This is a genomic window from Bradyrhizobium quebecense (assembly GCF_013373795.3).
Classification (GTDB): Bacteria; Pseudomonadota; Alphaproteobacteria; order Rhizobiales; family Xanthobacteraceae; genus Bradyrhizobium; species Bradyrhizobium quebecense.
On the sequence record NZ_CP088022.1, the window covers coordinates 6,211,045 to 6,224,473 of the forward strand.

20 protein-coding genes are annotated in these 13,429 nt (G+C 63.6%); 9 read left to right on the forward strand and 11 right to left on the reverse strand.

The window, feature by feature from the left end; genetic code table 11:
- The first annotated feature begins 74 nt into the window (after nucleotides 1-74).
- Nucleotides 75-530, forward strand: coding sequence for a PaaI family thioesterase (locus HU230_RS29955; RefSeq protein ID WP_176528733.1), 456 nt, complete (start codon nucleotides 75-77; stop codon nucleotides 528-530).
- A gap of 10 nt (nucleotides 531-540) precedes the next feature.
- Here the strand turns inward: HU230_RS29955 and HU230_RS29960 are convergent, their stop codons facing one another.
- Nucleotides 541-1,434 (reverse strand): LysR family transcriptional regulator, encoded by an 894-nt coding sequence (locus HU230_RS29960; protein WP_176528732.1) that lies wholly within the window; start codon nucleotides 1,432-1,434, stop codon nucleotides 541-543.
- A 118-nt stretch (nucleotides 1,435-1,552) separates the two neighbouring features.
- On the opposite strand from HU230_RS29960, the gene HU230_RS29965 reads away from it, so the two are divergent.
- Complete coding sequence (locus HU230_RS29965) at nucleotides 1,553-2,188, forward strand: pyridoxamine 5'-phosphate oxidase family protein (protein WP_176528731.1); 636 nt, start codon at nucleotides 1,553-1,555, stop codon at nucleotides 2,186-2,188.
- On the opposite strand, the gene HU230_RS29970 is transcribed toward HU230_RS29965, so the two are convergent.
- Nucleotides 2,185-2,916, reverse strand: coding sequence for a glutathione S-transferase family protein (locus HU230_RS29970; protein WP_176528730.1), 732 nt, complete (start codon nucleotides 2,914-2,916; stop codon nucleotides 2,185-2,187). The genes HU230_RS29965 and HU230_RS29970 overlap by 4 nt on opposite strands.
- Before the next feature lie 130 nt (nucleotides 2,917-3,046).
- Here HU230_RS29970 and HU230_RS29975 point away from each other — a divergent pair.
- Nucleotides 3,047-3,998 (forward strand): IS630 family transposase gene (locus HU230_RS29975; RefSeq protein WP_176528729.1). Its coding sequence is split into 2 segments (ribosomal slippage): nucleotides 3,047-3,387 and nucleotides 3,386-3,998, totalling 954 coding nucleotides; the frame shifts between segments, so codons are not numbered across the junction.
- Between the two features lie 40 nt (nucleotides 3,999-4,038).
- Here the strand turns inward: HU230_RS29975 and HU230_RS29980 are convergent.
- The gene (locus tag HU230_RS29980) at nucleotides 4,039-4,272 is read right to left on the reverse strand and encodes a hypothetical protein (protein ID WP_029077926.1); all 234 of its coding nucleotides are present in this window, start codon (nucleotides 4,270-4,272) and stop codon (nucleotides 4,039-4,041) included.
- 193 nt (nucleotides 4,273-4,465) lie between these two features.
- Between HU230_RS29980 and HU230_RS29985 the strand changes: the two genes are divergently transcribed.
- Both HU230_RS29985 and HU230_RS29990 read left to right on the forward strand, forming a co-directional pair.
- Entirely contained in the window at nucleotides 4,466-5,164 is a 699-nt protein-coding gene (locus HU230_RS29985; protein ID WP_092119525.1) for a helix-turn-helix transcriptional regulator, read from the forward strand.
- Nucleotides 5,164-5,499 (forward strand): YkgJ family cysteine cluster protein, encoded by a 336-nt coding sequence (locus HU230_RS29990; RefSeq protein ID WP_176528728.1) that lies wholly within the window; start codon nucleotides 5,164-5,166, stop codon nucleotides 5,497-5,499. The genes HU230_RS29985 and HU230_RS29990 overlap by 1 nt, the downstream gene beginning before the upstream one ends.
- 91 nt (nucleotides 5,500-5,590) lie before the next feature.
- Here HU230_RS29990 and HU230_RS29995 read toward each other — a convergent pair whose 3' ends face one another.
- Both HU230_RS29995 and HU230_RS30000 read right to left on the reverse strand, forming a co-directional pair.
- On the reverse strand, nucleotides 5,591-5,998 hold the full coding sequence (locus HU230_RS29995) for a hypothetical protein (protein ID WP_176528727.1): 408 nt from the start codon (nucleotides 5,996-5,998) through the stop codon (nucleotides 5,591-5,593).
- Nucleotides 5,999-6,168: 170 nt separating this feature from the next.
- Nucleotides 6,169-6,522, reverse strand: coding sequence for a DUF3307 domain-containing protein (locus HU230_RS30000; RefSeq protein ID WP_176528726.1), 354 nt, complete (start codon nucleotides 6,520-6,522; stop codon nucleotides 6,169-6,171).
- 419 nt (nucleotides 6,523-6,941) lie between these two features.
- Between HU230_RS30000 and HU230_RS30005 the strand changes: the two genes are divergently transcribed.
- Nucleotides 6,942-8,342: a TAXI family TRAP transporter solute-binding subunit gene (locus HU230_RS30005; protein WP_176528725.1), complete on the forward strand. Its 1,401-nt coding sequence runs from the start codon at nucleotides 6,942-6,944 to the stop codon at nucleotides 8,340-8,342.
- A gap of 321 nt (nucleotides 8,343-8,663) precedes the next feature.
- Here the strand turns inward: HU230_RS30005 and HU230_RS30010 are convergent, their stop codons facing one another.
- From HU230_RS30010 to HU230_RS30025, 4 genes are all read right to left on the reverse strand, one after another.
- The gene (locus tag HU230_RS30010) at nucleotides 8,664-8,906 is read right to left on the reverse strand and encodes a hypothetical protein (protein WP_176528724.1); all 243 of its coding nucleotides are present in this window, start codon (nucleotides 8,904-8,906) and stop codon (nucleotides 8,664-8,666) included.
- A gap of 102 nt (nucleotides 8,907-9,008) precedes the next feature.
- The gene (locus tag HU230_RS30015) at nucleotides 9,009-9,767 is read right to left on the reverse strand and encodes a Crp/Fnr family transcriptional regulator (protein WP_176528723.1); all 759 of its coding nucleotides are present in this window, start codon (nucleotides 9,765-9,767) and stop codon (nucleotides 9,009-9,011) included.
- A 200-nt stretch (nucleotides 9,768-9,967) separates the two neighbouring features.
- Nucleotides 9,968-10,330, reverse strand: coding sequence for a PRC-barrel domain-containing protein (locus HU230_RS30020; protein WP_176528722.1), 363 nt, complete (start codon nucleotides 10,328-10,330; stop codon nucleotides 9,968-9,970).
- Between the two features lie 106 nt (nucleotides 10,331-10,436).
- The gene (locus HU230_RS30025; RefSeq protein ID WP_176528721.1) at nucleotides 10,437-10,643 is read right to left on the reverse strand and encodes a hypothetical protein; all 207 of its coding nucleotides are present in this window, start codon (nucleotides 10,641-10,643) and stop codon (nucleotides 10,437-10,439) included.
- Nucleotides 10,644-10,950: 307 nt separating this feature from the next.
- Between HU230_RS30025 and HU230_RS30030 the strand changes: the two genes are divergently transcribed.
- Genes HU230_RS30030 through HU230_RS30040 form a run of 3 tightly spaced genes read left to right on the forward strand, consistent with a single transcriptional unit; the run spans nucleotide 10,951 to nucleotide 11,660 of the window.
- A complete protein-coding gene (locus HU230_RS30030; RefSeq protein ID WP_176528720.1) occupies nucleotides 10,951-11,142 on the forward strand; it encodes a hypothetical protein in 192 nt (63 codons plus the stop codon).
- 34 nt (nucleotides 11,143-11,176) lie between these two features.
- Nucleotides 11,177-11,392, forward strand: coding sequence for a hypothetical protein (locus HU230_RS30035; RefSeq protein WP_176528719.1), 216 nt, complete (start codon nucleotides 11,177-11,179; stop codon nucleotides 11,390-11,392).
- A 46-nt stretch (nucleotides 11,393-11,438) separates the two neighbouring features.
- Nucleotides 11,439-11,660: a hypothetical protein gene (locus tag HU230_RS30040; RefSeq protein ID WP_176528718.1), complete on the forward strand. Its 222-nt coding sequence runs from the start codon at nucleotides 11,439-11,441 to the stop codon at nucleotides 11,658-11,660.
- A gap of 116 nt (nucleotides 11,661-11,776) precedes the next feature.
- Here the strand turns inward: HU230_RS30040 and HU230_RS30045 are convergent, their stop codons facing one another.
- Both HU230_RS30045 and HU230_RS30050 read right to left on the reverse strand, forming a co-directional pair.
- Nucleotides 11,777-12,646, reverse strand: a complete 870-nt coding sequence (locus HU230_RS30045) for a DUF6537 domain-containing protein (protein WP_176534803.1) — start codon at nucleotides 12,644-12,646, stop codon at nucleotides 11,777-11,779.
- A gap of 29 nt (nucleotides 12,647-12,675) precedes the next feature.
- A complete protein-coding gene (locus tag HU230_RS30050) occupies nucleotides 12,676-13,344 on the reverse strand; it encodes a Crp/Fnr family transcriptional regulator (protein ID WP_176528717.1) in 669 nt (222 codons plus the stop codon).
- Nucleotides 13,345-13,429 lie beyond the last annotated feature (85 nt).

A 13,429-nucleotide genomic window follows, 5' to 3' on the forward strand; every position in this document is an offset into this window, starting at 1 on the left:
AACTTTGTAGGCGGTGAAACCGCGATCGACATCGCGTTCAATGGCGGCAACGCAACGCCATACGCGAGCCAGAGATGACCACCGACACGCAAGTCGCCCCCGACATTCCTCAAGATGTCCCCGATGGCTTCGAGCCGCTGTTCCGCAAGAGCCCGCTCACCGAGCCCTGGGAGCCGCTGTACCAAAGGAAGACCGAGCGGGCCGTCATCATCGGCCTGCGGCTGGCGAGGCCGCACACCAACGGCCGCGGCCTGATCCATGGCGGGCTGATCGCGGCCCTTGCCGACAACGCGATGGGTTATAGCTGCGGCCAGGCGACCGGCTGGACGACCTCGTATGTGACGATCTCGCTCACGGTCGATTTCGTCGGCTCCGCAAATGTCGGACAGTGGCTCGCGATCGAGAGCGATGTGATCAAGACCGGCAGCACGATCTGCTTTGCACAAAGCCTGATCAAGGCCGACGGTGTGACGATCGCGCGCGCCAGCGGCACGTTCCGCGTGGTGCCGAAGAAGGCACCAGCGAGCTAAGCGTCTCGCGCTAGCCGAAGTGCCAGTCGGTGATCTCGGTGACGAGATCGATGAAGGTCCGCACCTTGGCCGACAACAGCCGGGATGTCGGGTAGACGACATGGATCGGCACCGGCGGCTGCTCGAATTCGGCGAGCACGATCCTGAGCCGCCGCGCCTTCAGCGATTCGGCGGCCTGGTAGGCCATCACCCGCGTCAGTCCGCCGTCCTGCTCGGCGTACTGGATGGCAGCGTCCGAGCTGTTGCTGGTGAAGCGTGGCGTCGGCGTGATGCGGATCTCCTGGCCGTCCTCCATGAAGCGCCAATCCGGCGTCGCGGTCATCGCGCCGAACTGGATCGTGTCGTGGGCGGTGAGGTCCGCCGGCCGCTTCGGCTCGCCGCGAAGCTTGAGATAACCGGCCGAAGCCACCACGATGCGGCGCATCTGGCCGACATGCCGCGCCACCAGCGTCGAATCCGGCAGGTGCCCGAGCCTGACCGCGAGATCGACGCCGTCCTCGACGAGGTTGATCCGGCGATCCGACAGCCGCAGGTCGACGCCAACATCGGGATAGCGTTTGAGGTAGGCGGTCACGACCGGGCTGACATGGAGCCGCCCGAAGCCGAACGGCGCCGAGATCACCAAGCGGCCTTCGGGGCGGGTGCGCTCGCTCTCTACCGCGTCCTCGGCCTCCTCGACGTCGGCAAAGATCCGCCGCGCCCGCTCCAAATAGCGCGAGCCAGCGTCGGTCAGCGTCACCTGCCGCGTGGTCCGCTGCAGCAGCCGCGCACCGAGCCGCTCCTCCAGCGCCGCGATCAGCCGCGTGATGGCGGACGGAGACAGGCCGAGCTTGCGGGCGGCGGGGGCAAACCCCTCGAGGTCCGCCACCGCGACGAAGGCCTGCATGGCATCGATCCGGTCCATGAGACTATTGCATAATCGGCAACAGTGAACTGTCAATTCCCAAGATTGCCTACAATCCGGAAATGCCCATGTTAGGGTCCGAGGACGGCCGCTTTGTCGCCCGTGGCGGGAGGCTAAGATGTCAGAGGTTCACAGCTATTCGAGCGATGTCGGGTTCACCCCGGCGGTGAAGGAAATCCAGACCCGCAAGGGCTCGCGCGCAACCTATGCCGAGGTCGAGGCCCATGGCGGCTGGCAAACCGAGGTCGACGAGAACCTCGCGGCCTTCCTCACCAACACCAACAGCTTCTATCTCGCCACCGCCTCGGCCGGCGGCCAGCCCTACATCCAGCATCGCGGCGGGCCGAAGGGTTTCATCAAGGTGCTCGACAAGCACACCATCGCGTTCGCCGACTACAGCGGCAACCGGCAATTCATCAGCCAGGGCAACCTCTCGGAGAACCCGAAGGCCTACATCTTCGTGATGAACTACGCCTACCGGCAGCGCGTGAAGATCTGGGGCGAGGCGCGGGTGGTTGAAGATGATCCGGCGCTGACGCGTTCGCTGATGCCGCAGGGCTATCGCGCGCGGCCCGAGCAGGTGATTCTGTTCAAGGTCGCGGCGTGGGACACCAACTGCCCGCAGCATATCCCGCAGAAGTTCGACGCGGCCGATGTGGCCAGCGCGCTTGCCTCACGCGCCCAGCGCATCGCCGAACTCGAGGCGGAGCTCGCCGCATTGAAGGGCGAGCCCGCTCCTGCCCCAGCCGGTTAGGCCGCCTGCTGCTGCAACGGCGCCCAGGCGAATTCCGGATAATATTGCTGCATCATCCGGCCGACATAGGCGGTGAGGTTGTCGAATTTCTCGGTGCGCTCGCGCAGCGGCGAATCGAAGAACGGCGTCAGGATTCCCGCGAGCGCGCCGAACGCGGTGGCGTCGGTGCCGCACGGGGCGTTGCCCATCAGATAGGGCTTGTCGCCGAGCTGCACCGACAGCGCAAACAGCGAGCGGAGCGCGAGATCGACGTCCTCGTCGGGTCCGTGGCGGCCAAGCCCGCTCAACAGATAGTTCTCGGCGACGCGGAACTGGGCGTCCTCGCGCATCTTGTCGCGCAGATGATCGGGCGCGCCGTCGAAGAAATGCGCGGGCCCCTTGGCGAAATTGGTGTCGTCGACCCAGCGCGCGCCGACCAGCGCCCAGTAGACGTGATGCTCGATCATGCGCTCGAAGGCCCAGGCCTGCGCGCGCGCCTGCAGGCTCAGCGGCGCGTCGAAATCGAAGCCGTATTTGCCCTCGATATGGGCGCGGATGAAGGTCGAATCGGCGATCGTCTCGCCGTCATCGGCGATGAACGGCAGCTGGCCCTTGGGAGAGGCCGGCGGCATCGCCTTCTCCTTGCGATAGTCGAGCCCGGCCATCTTGAGCTGGACCTCGGTCTTGGTCACGAAGGGGCTGATTTCCGGCAAGCCGAAGCCCGTGCCAAAGCCAAAAAGCGTAATCATATGAAGCTCCCGATCGCCTGTGGTCGTGAATTGAAGCTAGAGCATTTTCTGACCTGGCGGAATCGGAAGGGATTCCCTTGTGAGGCAAATCGTGATTCACCCTGAGGGCTGGTGATGGAGGCCAGCCCCCATGGCTAAGCCGCTCTCGCCGGACCTTCGCCTTCGCATTATTCGGGCTGTGGAAGAGGAAGGCATGAGCTGTCGGGGCGCCGCCGGCCGGTTCGGCGTAGCGCCATCGACAGCGATCGAACTGGTCAACGAATGGCGCAGCACCGGCGCTTGTGAGGCGGGAGCGCAGGGCGGAGACAGACGTTCAGCTCGGATCGAGGGTCATGCTGCGGAGATCCTCTCCCTGGTCAAGGCTACGCCTGACATGACGCTGGCCGAGATCGCTGACCATCTCCTCAAAGTCCACGGCGAGCGTTTCGTGCCGAGCGTGGTCTGGCGATTCTTCGATCGCCGCAACATCACGTTCAAAAAAAACATCGCACGCCAGCGAGCAGGATCGGCCGGACGTGGCCGCTGAACGCGCGGCGTGGAAGGCATCTCAGCCTGAGATCGGCATCCATCGGTTGGTGTTTATCGACGAGACGGGAGCCTCGACCAAGATGGCGCGGCGCTATGGCCGCTCGCCGTACGGCCAGCGCTGTGTCGCAGCGCTCCCGCATGGTCATTGGAAGACGACGACCTTCGTCGGCGCGCTCAGAGCGACCGGCATGACTGCGCCGATGGTCCTTGACGGTCCCATGGATGGTCTGGCGTTCGAGGCTTACGTGACGCAAGTCCTCGTGCCGACACTCAGGCCCGGCGACATCGTGGTGATGGACAATCTCGCAGCACACAAGCGCGCCGAGGTCGGCATCGCAATCGATGCCGTGGGCGCCCAGCTCCTCTATTTGCCGCCTTATTCGCCCGACCTCAATCCGATCGAAATGGCCTTCGCCAAGCTCAAAGCCGCACTTCGAAAGGCCGCCGCCAGATCAATCGAGGCTTTGGACAACGCTATTGCCACCGCCCTGACCGCCTTCACCGCCCAAGAGTGCCTGAACTTCTTCGCCGCAGCCGGTTATGACCGTGTCTGATCAGAATCTGCTCTAGCCGCCCCCTGCTGCCAGCATGGTGTCAGCAGTAGTGGCATTCACTGTCGAGCGGGCCGACCGGCGCGAGGCGGCGAACCGCCTCGCGAACGCGCTTGACCAGCCGTGCCCGCCCGTAGGACCAGGCTGCGCCGATCGACTGTGCGACCAGCGCGACCAGGGCCCAGCGCAGGTCGCCGGAGGTGGAGTAGACCGTGACCAGTTGTTCCAGCGCGAAGCTCTGCGCCTGCCGGAAACCGAGTTCATCAAGATTCGTCATGGACAAATTCCCTTCACTTGAGGTGTTGTCCTGATATAGCCCCCACCTGCTGCCAACATGCTGTCAGCAGCAGTGACAGGGGGCGCGAAAAGCCGACCCGCCGAGACACTGCGAGACCCGTCAAGACACTCGTCAAGACAGCTGCCAAAACACTGCTAAGACACCCGCCAAGAGAGCGACCAAGAGAATTGCCATGAGACGCGCCGACCGGCTGTTTCAGATCATCCAGGTGCTCCGCCGCACCCGTAAGCCTTTGACCGCGGACGCGATCGCAGCCGAACTCGAGACATCGAAGCGGACCATCTATCGCGACATCGCCAGCCTGATCGAGCAGCGGGTGCCGATCCGCGGCGAGGCCGGCATGGGCTACATCCTGGAGAAGGGCTTTGACCTGCCGCCCTTGATGCTGACACCCGACGAGATCGAGGCCTGCGTGCTCGGCGCGCAATGGGTGGTCGGTCACGCCGATCCGGCATTGGCGCGCGCGGCCGAGGACCTGATGGCCAAGATCGCCGAGACCGTGCCCGACCGGCTGCGGCCGTTCGTGCTAGAGCCGGCGAGCCGCGCCCGCTCCGCCTGGAACCGGGAGCCCGACCGTATCGACATGGTCAGGACCCGCAGCCAGATCCACGAAGGCAAGAAGATCACGCTCAACTATCGCGACGAGCATGGCCGCGATAGCGAGCGCACGATCTGGCCGATCGCGGTCGGCTATCACGAGGCGGTGCGGCTGCTCGCCGCCTGGTGCGAGCTGCGCAAGGATTTCCGCAGCTTCCGCACCGACCGCGTGGTCACCGCGATCTATCACGATGAGAAATATCCGGAGCGGCGCGACCTGCTCAGGGCGCGCTGGCGGCGCAGCCTGGTGTGGGAAGCACCGAGGGACACCTGATGACCGGCAACGCGATCGACGCGACGGACGCGAGCCCCTGTCAGTCCTGCGGCGCCTGCTGCAGCTATTCGGTGAACTGGCCGCGCTTCACGGTGGAAGACGACGCGCAGCTCGATCTGATCCCACCGCAATTCGTCAACGCGCGGCAATCAGGGATGCGCTGCGAGGGTGACCGCTGCTCGGCGCTGTCAGGCCGGGTCGGCGAAGCAACGCGCTGCGAGGTCTATGCGGTGCGGCCGGAGGTGTGCCGAACCTGCCTGCCGGGCGACGCAGAATGCGCAATGGCGCGGCGCCGGCACGGGCTGCCGCTCATCCCGAGCGCGCAGCCGGATTGAGCACGGCTCTTTTATTTGCGCATGATCTCCGCGCAAACGCGTTCCGCGTTTGTCGCGAGAGAAAACCGGATTCCACTTTTCCGGATCATGCTTAAGCCGTCACAGTCACCGTCTCGCTGACGTCCTCGTCGTCGAGTTCGTCATCGACAACAGGCGCGAAGCTCGACAGCGGCTTGGTCGACAGCGTGATCGGCTTGCGGCCGCCATGCGACACGGTCGCAGCACGGGCCGGCTCACGCGACAGAGCGTACAGCGTCGATCCGACGCGGCCACCGGAATTGACCAGCTCCCACTCGCTGCAGCTCGACGCAATCGCCAGTGCGAGTGCGTGCAGATGGCTGCGGCGATAGCAGAACAGCGCGAGCATCGCCCTGACGTCGGGCGCGACATTGGCAACCAGCAGCGAAAGCCCGTTCGGATTGGCGCGGTACATCTGGCCGAGCAGGTCGTCCGCAACTGGGCAGGCATCGTTCTCGAACGCGTCGCGGCTTGAAAACATTTGCAAATCCCCCTCGATCGGGAAGATGCCGCGCAATCCTCTAACGAAAGGTTAACCACGGCCTCCGGTCGCCTCCGGGGCCCCTTGCCCGTTGCACGCGAATCACATCCGCCCGCAGCAAGCAGGGTCGTGGTAGGGACAGGATGTGGAAGGAGGCGTCCGCGCGCCGCTCAGTTCGCGGCCATGTAGATCGACAGCGCGAATCCGGTGAGGTGGTGCAGCGCCTGGTCGACCCCGATCAGGGTCCAGAACCAGGGATGGCTGGACTCCAGCGTCACGCCGAGATGCGAGGCGCAGATGCCCTTGCAACGATCGACGATGATGTGGATCACGAAGTCGACGAAGGCGACGTACCAGAATCGCGGCGCCACCACCAGGATCAGCGCCAGCGCGACCGCGAGATGGACCAGGCAATGCGCGAGCAGCGGCATGGCCCAGCCGGTCTTCTGGTCCTTGCCGATCGCCATCCAGGCGTTCTGCAGCATGAAGTCAGCGATGATGTGCTTTGCGGTGAGAAGCAACATCCATCCCACCAGGGCACCAACCGACACCGACGATGACATGGAAGGAAACAACAAGCTGACGCCCTTTTACTTCGATGAATGTGATTGCAAGAAATCCGGGTCAGGCCGTCAGCACAATTCCGCAAAGCGGAGCTTGTGTCATTTATGACATCTCCGGCGGAGGAATGCACCTGCGGCCCCTCGAAAATCACATCTGGGTTCGGACGTCGATAGTGGCGATGGTCATGTGGCATCGCGGCGCAGGCGAACCGGGATTAAGGTTACGATGGGTGGCCGGTTTGCATTCCCGCCGGGGAGGTATATCGTCGGCGGCACAGGAAATTTTCTTTCTTTTATAGTCATTTACGGATTCACCGGGCAGCGCCGCGCCGTCGCGGCAGCGGGCCGTCCCGGACGGGTGATGAGCCAGGTGATCAGCCATGAGTGCCGAAGCCCCCGCGCCTTCGCCAGTGTTGCCGCGGCCACGCCCTCCGGTCGCCAAGAGCAACCGCGCGCAGATCATCATCTTCACCATGCTGACGCTGTTCCTGAGCGCGATCACCGTGGTCGGTGGCCGGGTCTGGCTGCGTAATTCGGAAACGCTGGTGTTTGCGGTCGGCGATGCCAAGGGCCCGGAGGCCAAGTTCGCCGCCCGCCTCGCCACCGTGCTGAAGAACAATTCGTCGCGGCTGCGGCTGAAGATCGCGCCGAACCCCGATAACGCCAAGGCACTGGCGCAGTTCGATCGCCGCGCAGCAACGCTTGCGATCCTGCGCACCGACGGAAAGGTGCCGCCGCGCGCCCGCGCCATCGCGATCCTCGAGCATGACGTGGTGCTGGTGCTGAGCCCCGGCGGCAAGAAGATCAAGTCGCTGACCGAACTGAAGAGAAAGAAGATCGCGGTCGTCGGCGACGGCGAGAACAGCGTCAATTTCGTCCGCAGCGCGCTGGAGATTTCCGACAGCCCGGATGTGGCGCAGCGGGTGCAGCAGGCGCCGCCGAACACGCCGTTCGACAAGCTGTTCGCTTCGGGCTTCGCCGCCGTGGTCGTGATCGAGCATGCCTCGAAGATCATCAAGGACAAGACCTACGAGCAATATGCCAAACGTGCCGGCGGCTTCACCTTGAACGCGATCGACGAGGCCAAGGCGCTGGCGCGCAAATATCCGGCGATCTCGGAGGAGACGGTCTCGACCGGCATGCTGTCGTCCTCGCCGGCGATCCCCGACGACGACGTCGACACCATCGGACTGGAATGGCTGCTGGTGGCGCAATCCTGGATGCCCACGACGACGGCGGCCGAACTCGCGCGCATCGTCTATGAGAACAAGTCCGAGCTCGCGCTCGACGACGGCTTCGCCTCCAAGATCGAGCCGGCGGCGACCGACAAGGACGCCTTCATCGTCGCCCATCAGGGCGCGGCCGAATACATCAACGACGATACCAAATCGTTCATGGATCGCTACAGCGACGTGATGTATCTCGGCGCCGCCGCGCTCAGTATCATCGGCTCGATCTTCGCTGCGATCTACACCAAGATCACCCGCGTCGCGCCGGAGAAGGCCAGCGAACTGGCGGGCCGGATCCTCGACATCGGCGAGCGCGTCGAGCACACCACCTGCGCCGAACATCTCGACGAATTGCAGGACGAGCTCGAGGCGATCCTGCGCGGCGCGGTGATCGGGTTGCGCGACGGCACCGTTTCCGGCGATGGCCTCGACACCTTCAAGCTCGGCTACGAGCTGGTCCGCGACGAGATCGCGCTACGCCGCGACCATCTCAAGCGCCACCCGCCGGCAGTCGACGACAATCTCGTCGTGGTGAAGACCGCGAACGGGTGAAGGCGGTTGCACCACATACACGCCCCTCCCTGCGGTCGCGCCAGATCCACCGCTGTCGTCCTGGCGAAGGCCAGGACCCAGTACCACCGCTTTCGGTGCTGAACGGGATCGCGGCCCCAGCGTCGCGCAACAATTGGGATTTGGGGTAATGGGTCCTGGCTTTCGCCAGGACGACACTGCGTCTCTTGAACAACCTGTGATTCACTCTCTGCAAACTCGCGACGTGAATCATGCGAGGCATGACTCTCATTCTCTTTCGAACAGAGGGCGCACGACGTCACTGGAAAAGCATCTCGCTCGAATGCAGCTTGGCTGCTGCGACTACTGCTGCCGACCGCTTTCGGCCTTGTTGGCGGCCTTCAATTTTTCCCGGATGTAGTCGGCGATATCGCCAACCTCGTCCCGCATGGCCTCCTCCGTGATGCCCTGCCCTCCGGCGCCGGCAATGAGCCGTCGCACCAATTCCTCGACGTCCTGCGTCGCGCCCGGCGTTCTAAACTGCTCGGCTGCGTGGACGCTATTCTCCACCCAAAAGTCGATATATTCGCGCGCTGTTTCGGTCATCTGCCCTTACCTGATCCCCAGCCTTATGCCGGGTGAAGATGACGCTTCCCTGGCGCGTTTTGCCAATGGGAATTTTGGCACAGCCTCCGGTGGCGGGCCCGATCACCCCGCCGCGGCGTCAGTCATCCCGACCGCATCGAGCTGCCGCCCCTCATGATCCATATGCAGATAGTTCGGGTTGAACAGCCCTGCCCGCATCAGCCGGTCGAGATTGGGGAGGGCGAGGGTCTTTCCCTTGAGCACGATCAGGCCGTCGGCGCGCAGCTCCTGCAAAGTTCTGTTGACGTGGACCTTGGAGAGCCCGGTGGCGTCGGCGAGGTCGCCCTGGGTCAGCGGGAAGTCGCAACTGTCGCCTTGAGTAAGACCGGCCAGCCGCAAACGAAGCCAGATCTCGCAGAGCAGATGGGCTATCCGCTCGAGCGCCGTGCGCTGGCCGAGGCTCATGGTCCATTCGCGCTGGATCGCGGCATTGACCAGGGTTTCCCACCAGAACGCGGTGACGATGCGCGGATGTTCGGCTGCAACCTTGTCGAAGAATTCGCGGGAGAGGTCGGCGATCGACACCGCGGTAATGGTGCCGATCGAATGATCCATCTCACGCAGGATGAAGACGTTCACGTCGCAGATATCACCGGGCAGGAAGAACGACACCACCTGGCGCCGGCCATCCTCCAGCTGCTTGTAGCGGTAGGCCCAGCCGGACAGGATCAGGTGGACGTCTTTCGGCTTCTCGCCTTCACGAACGATATCGACGCGCGGCCCGAAGTGGCGGACGCGCTCGCTCGACGCGCGATTAAGAATGGCATGATCAACCGGCGAAAGCCGTACGAACTGCTCCAATTTCCGAACTAACGACGCCAACGACATTGGTCTCCCCGGATATCTAATCGAGTAACCGCCGGGCCGATTTCAATAACGTATGTTACATAGCGCAACTATTCCGTCTGTTCACAAGTGTACAGACGCCAGAAGCCGTAACGGGTTACGTCCTCAAGCGCCGTACAACTCAGCCCGAAGGCCCTCGCCCCTTTAAGGGCGGGACCTCCAGGATTCGTCGCCGCTCAGACGAGCGGCACGCCGTAATAATCATCCACCGCGCGTGTGCGGCCGATATCTGCCCAATTCCAGTCTCGCTCGCTGCCGTATTTGGGCGCGCCGCGCAGCTGACTCTCGGTCACGCCGGTGACATAACCGCCCAGCCTGGTGTCGTACTTGAGCGACTGCCAAGGCAGCGGATAGTGGTCGTTGCCAAGCCCGAGGATACCGCCGAAGCCGAGCACGGCGTAGGACACCCGTCCGCTCTGCTTGTCGATCATCACGCGTTCGATCGAGCCGATCTTGCGCTCGTCCGATCCATAGACCGCGGTGCCCTCGACCTTGTCGCTGCCGATCAGGTTTCCGACCTCTTTCTCGTCCATCGCCATGTCAGTTCTCCATTGATGTCCCAAGGCTGTCTCGCGAGGCCAACGGCGGAGCCGGACCGTCGTTCCTGCCGCATTGCCCCACTTGCTGCACAGCAAAATGCTTGTTTCAGCCCGTTGGAGGATCGCCGCGATCGTCTGATGTCATGCCGGAGCCCGGCGTCTTGTCGGGGTCGTTCAGTTTCGGATCACGCGTCGCTTCGCGCGTCGGCGGCTTTCGGGGCTCGGTCTTGTGAGCGGTCTGCGCGCGCTCCTTGTCGGCCGGCTGCTCCTGACCCTTGTTATCCTTGACGATACCGTGATTGGAATGTGGCATTGCTAAACTCCCTGGCTGATATCCCTTGAAGCTATGCGGGCCCCGGCGATGAATTTCGCCGAGGCCCGTCACCGGAGTGGTTCACCGCTTTCCGGGGAGCAAAGCAGCGAACGCATGGTGTTACGCAGTGCGCCGAAGATCGTTCCTGCGATCGCATGATCGCTCTTGCGATCTCTAAGTCGCACTTGCGATCTCAAGATCGCACTTGCGATCTTTCGGTGTAATTTTTCAATTCGCCCGATGTCATGGGTTAACGACGGCCTCCGGGCAACATGCCAAAAATTGCTGGTTCCAGTTCGGAGGCGGCATGATCAAGAAGAAACGCAACAGGGCGCGTCCCCCCGGATCGTTCGAGGACCGCCTGCAAAAATTTGCCGAAGATGCACGCCTTGCGGCACGCAAGCTGCCGCCGGGACGGGAACGCGAAATGCTGATGAAGAAAGCCAGACAAACCGAGACAGTGATGGAAGTCAGCGATTGGCTGACGCTCCGCAAATAGCCGCGCCGGACACCGGTCCATAGGGAGGGCCGCGATGATCGAGGAGAGATTCGACTCACATACGCTCGCCGTCATGAATTTTGCGCTGGATCGCGTATGCGCCGATGCGCTGCACGGCGAGGAACACGACACCCGCAAGCGCGTTGCCAGATACATCATCAAGTGCGCCGGGAGCGGCAGGACGACACTCCCCGAGCTTCTCGAGGCCGGGCAGCAGGCGCTGGCCAAAGTCGCCGCTGCGGCGGAATAGCCGCCGCAACCTGCCCTGCTCTCGGCCTTTGGCAGAGGCGGCTACGATGCGCATTGCAATCAGCATCGGCCTGCTGGTCCTCCTGGCCGCCGTCGGCGCCTACGCGTTTGAAGGCTTGATGGTGCTTGATGCGCCAGTGCCGACCTACGGCATCGTCATGCTCACGATCGGGATCACCCTGCTGGTCGCGGTCGGCGTCGGCCTGATGGGCCTGCTGTTCTATTCCAGCCGCCGCGGCTACGACGCGCCGCCGCACATCAAGCGGTAGATTACGAGCGCCTCCCCGTCATTGCGAGGAGCAAAGCGACGAAGCAATCCATCCCTCCCCATACGCGGATCGATGGATTGCTTCGCTTCGCTCGCAATGACGACGATAGCCTGGCGCTAGGACGTTACGGGCACCCGCGCGCGAATCTCGGCGACCTTGCGCTTCAGCGACGCCTGCCGCGGATCGGGCATGATGGCGGCGCGGGCCTCGGTGATGGCGGCGGCAAGATCGGGAAGCGCGAGCACGCCGTCGAAGGTCGGCTTGACGAGCCCGTCGATGATCACGTGCCAGTCCGCGATGCCCTGACGATAGGGATCACCGTAGCCCTGGATCATGGTCGCGGTCTGCACAATCGCTGAAGCCGCGCCTGGCTGCTTGGTCAGGCTGCGGTCGATCATGTGCAGCCAGCGCTCGACCCAGACCCGCTCCTTGGCGTAACGCCCCGAGAACAGCCGCCAGCGCTTGAGGCCCGCCTCGATCCTGAGCCGGCGAATGCTGAAGCGGGTATTGGCCCTAAAGCTGATCGAGACCCGGCGGCGGCGCCAGCCGAGCTGATCGAGCACGGCGAGGATCGGATCGGCGACCATCGCAGGCAGGGCGTCGATCAACTCGTCGAAGCGGAGCTTCTTGACGTCGTCGGCCGAGCGCGCCGCAAGGCCGCCCGCCGCATTGACTTCGCCGAGCTTGAGCTGCGCGATGCGGATCGCGTCCTCATAGGCCATGCGATCGGCCATCAGCCGCGCGATCTCGGCAAGCAGGGCGTCGTCAACGCCGCGGCGGCCGACGAAGCGCTTGAGCCGGTCGATATAGAGCTGGGCGTAGCTCGTGCTCTGATAGGCGATCAACAGATCGATGGCCTCGGTGACCGCGGGCCCGAGGTGGTCCGGGCAGGCGTCGGGCAGCACCGGCGGCCCCTCGTCCTCATCGCCGATGATATCGGCAAACAGGTAACGAAGCGAAGCCAGCAGACTGTCGTCATCCGGCACTGCGGCGCCTCCAGAACTCGTCGCGGGGCTCATGCAGGTTTTGGCTCCGCGACCTGTGGGGTGGCGTGCTGCGCGAGCCGCTGCTCGAGCGTCGAGATATTCTCGAACAGGCGGGCGCTGAACAGACGCAGGAGGTAGAAGCCGAACGCCGGGTTCTGAACGTAAAGCTGCTCGACCTGGTCATAGGTCACCGACAGCACCATGCCGGTTTCGACGCACTCCAGCGTCTGGGTTCGCGTGTTCGACGGCGACAGCATGCCGAACTCGCCGACCAGGGCGCCGACCGGCAGCTCGATGCCGGATTCGACCAGGCGAAAGCGGCCGCTGACAATGTAGAACATGCTGTCGGCCTTCTCGTCCTTGTAGAACAGGACTTCGCCCGCGGTGCATTTGCGCTCGGTCGTGAACGGCCTCAGCCAGTCCATCGACAGATCGCTGTTGACCGATTTCTTCACGTTGCGGACCAGTTGCAGCATCTGGTGCAGACGATAGGTGTTCACCGGCAGCAGCACGGCATGCAGAATCAGCGTCGCGTAATTGTGGGTCGGGACGGCGGTCGCGATCAGGATGATGTTGGTCAGGATGGCAAAGACGCGCAACGGGATCATGGTCCGCATCGACAGCGTGGCGACCACGAAGATCGATGCGAAGAAACTGCCGGCGGCGCCGGCGTGCTCCGCGAGATGTGAGGTATCCATCGGAAACCAACCAATTTCTCAAGAAGTGAACAAGATCGCCTTACTAGTCGCTTCATTCCGGCCGAGGTCGCATCGGTGACCAGCA

Excerpts from the sequence above, each read along its gene's own strand:
- HU230_RS29960 (WP_176528732.1), bottom strand. The coding sequence starts at position 1,434 with ATGGACCGGATCGATGCCATGCAGGCCTTCGTCGCGGTGGCGGACCTC.
- HU230_RS30030 (WP_176528720.1), top strand. The coding sequence starts at position 10,951 with ATGATCAAGAAGAAACGCAACAGGGCGCGTCCCCCCGGATCGTTCGAG.
- HU230_RS29985 (WP_092119525.1), top strand. The coding sequence starts at position 4,466 with ATGAGACGCGCCGACCGGCTGTTTCAGATCATCCAGGTGCTCCGCCGC.
- HU230_RS29970 (WP_176528730.1), bottom strand. The coding sequence starts at position 2,916 with ATGATTACGCTTTTTGGCTTTGGCACGGGCTTCGGCTTGCCGGAAATC.
- HU230_RS29980 (WP_029077926.1), bottom strand. The coding sequence starts at position 4,272 with ATGACGAATCTTGATGAACTCGGTTTCCGGCAGGCGCAGAGCTTCGCG.
- HU230_RS30035 (WP_176528719.1), top strand. The coding sequence starts at position 11,177 with ATGATCGAGGAGAGATTCGACTCACATACGCTCGCCGTCATGAATTTT.
- HU230_RS29990 (WP_176528728.1), top strand. The coding sequence starts at position 5,164 with ATGACCGGCAACGCGATCGACGCGACGGACGCGAGCCCCTGTCAGTCC.
- HU230_RS30025 (WP_176528721.1), bottom strand. The coding sequence starts at position 10,643 with ATGCCACATTCCAATCACGGTATCGTCAAGGATAACAAGGGTCAGGAG.
- HU230_RS29965 (WP_176528731.1), top strand. The coding sequence starts at position 1,553 with ATGTCAGAGGTTCACAGCTATTCGAGCGATGTCGGGTTCACCCCGGCG.
- HU230_RS30050 (WP_176528717.1), bottom strand. The coding sequence starts at position 13,344 with ATGGATACCTCACATCTCGCGGAGCACGCCGGCGCCGCCGGCAGTTTC.
- HU230_RS30005 (WP_176528725.1), top strand. The coding sequence starts at position 6,942 with ATGAGTGCCGAAGCCCCCGCGCCTTCGCCAGTGTTGCCGCGGCCACGC.
- HU230_RS29955 (WP_176528733.1), top strand. The coding sequence starts at position 75 with ATGACCACCGACACGCAAGTCGCCCCCGACATTCCTCAAGATGTCCCC.
- HU230_RS30010 (WP_176528724.1), bottom strand. The coding sequence starts at position 8,906 with ATGACCGAAACAGCGCGCGAATATATCGACTTTTGGGTGGAGAATAGC.
- HU230_RS30000 (WP_176528726.1), bottom strand. The coding sequence starts at position 6,522 with ATGTTGCTTCTCACCGCAAAGCACATCATCGCTGACTTCATGCTGCAG.
- HU230_RS30040 (WP_176528718.1), top strand. The coding sequence starts at position 11,439 with ATGCGCATTGCAATCAGCATCGGCCTGCTGGTCCTCCTGGCCGCCGTC.
- HU230_RS29995 (WP_176528727.1), bottom strand. The coding sequence starts at position 5,998 with ATGTTTTCAAGCCGCGACGCGTTCGAGAACGATGCCTGCCCAGTTGCG.
- HU230_RS30020 (WP_176528722.1), bottom strand. The coding sequence starts at position 10,330 with ATGGCGATGGACGAGAAAGAGGTCGGAAACCTGATCGGCAGCGACAAG.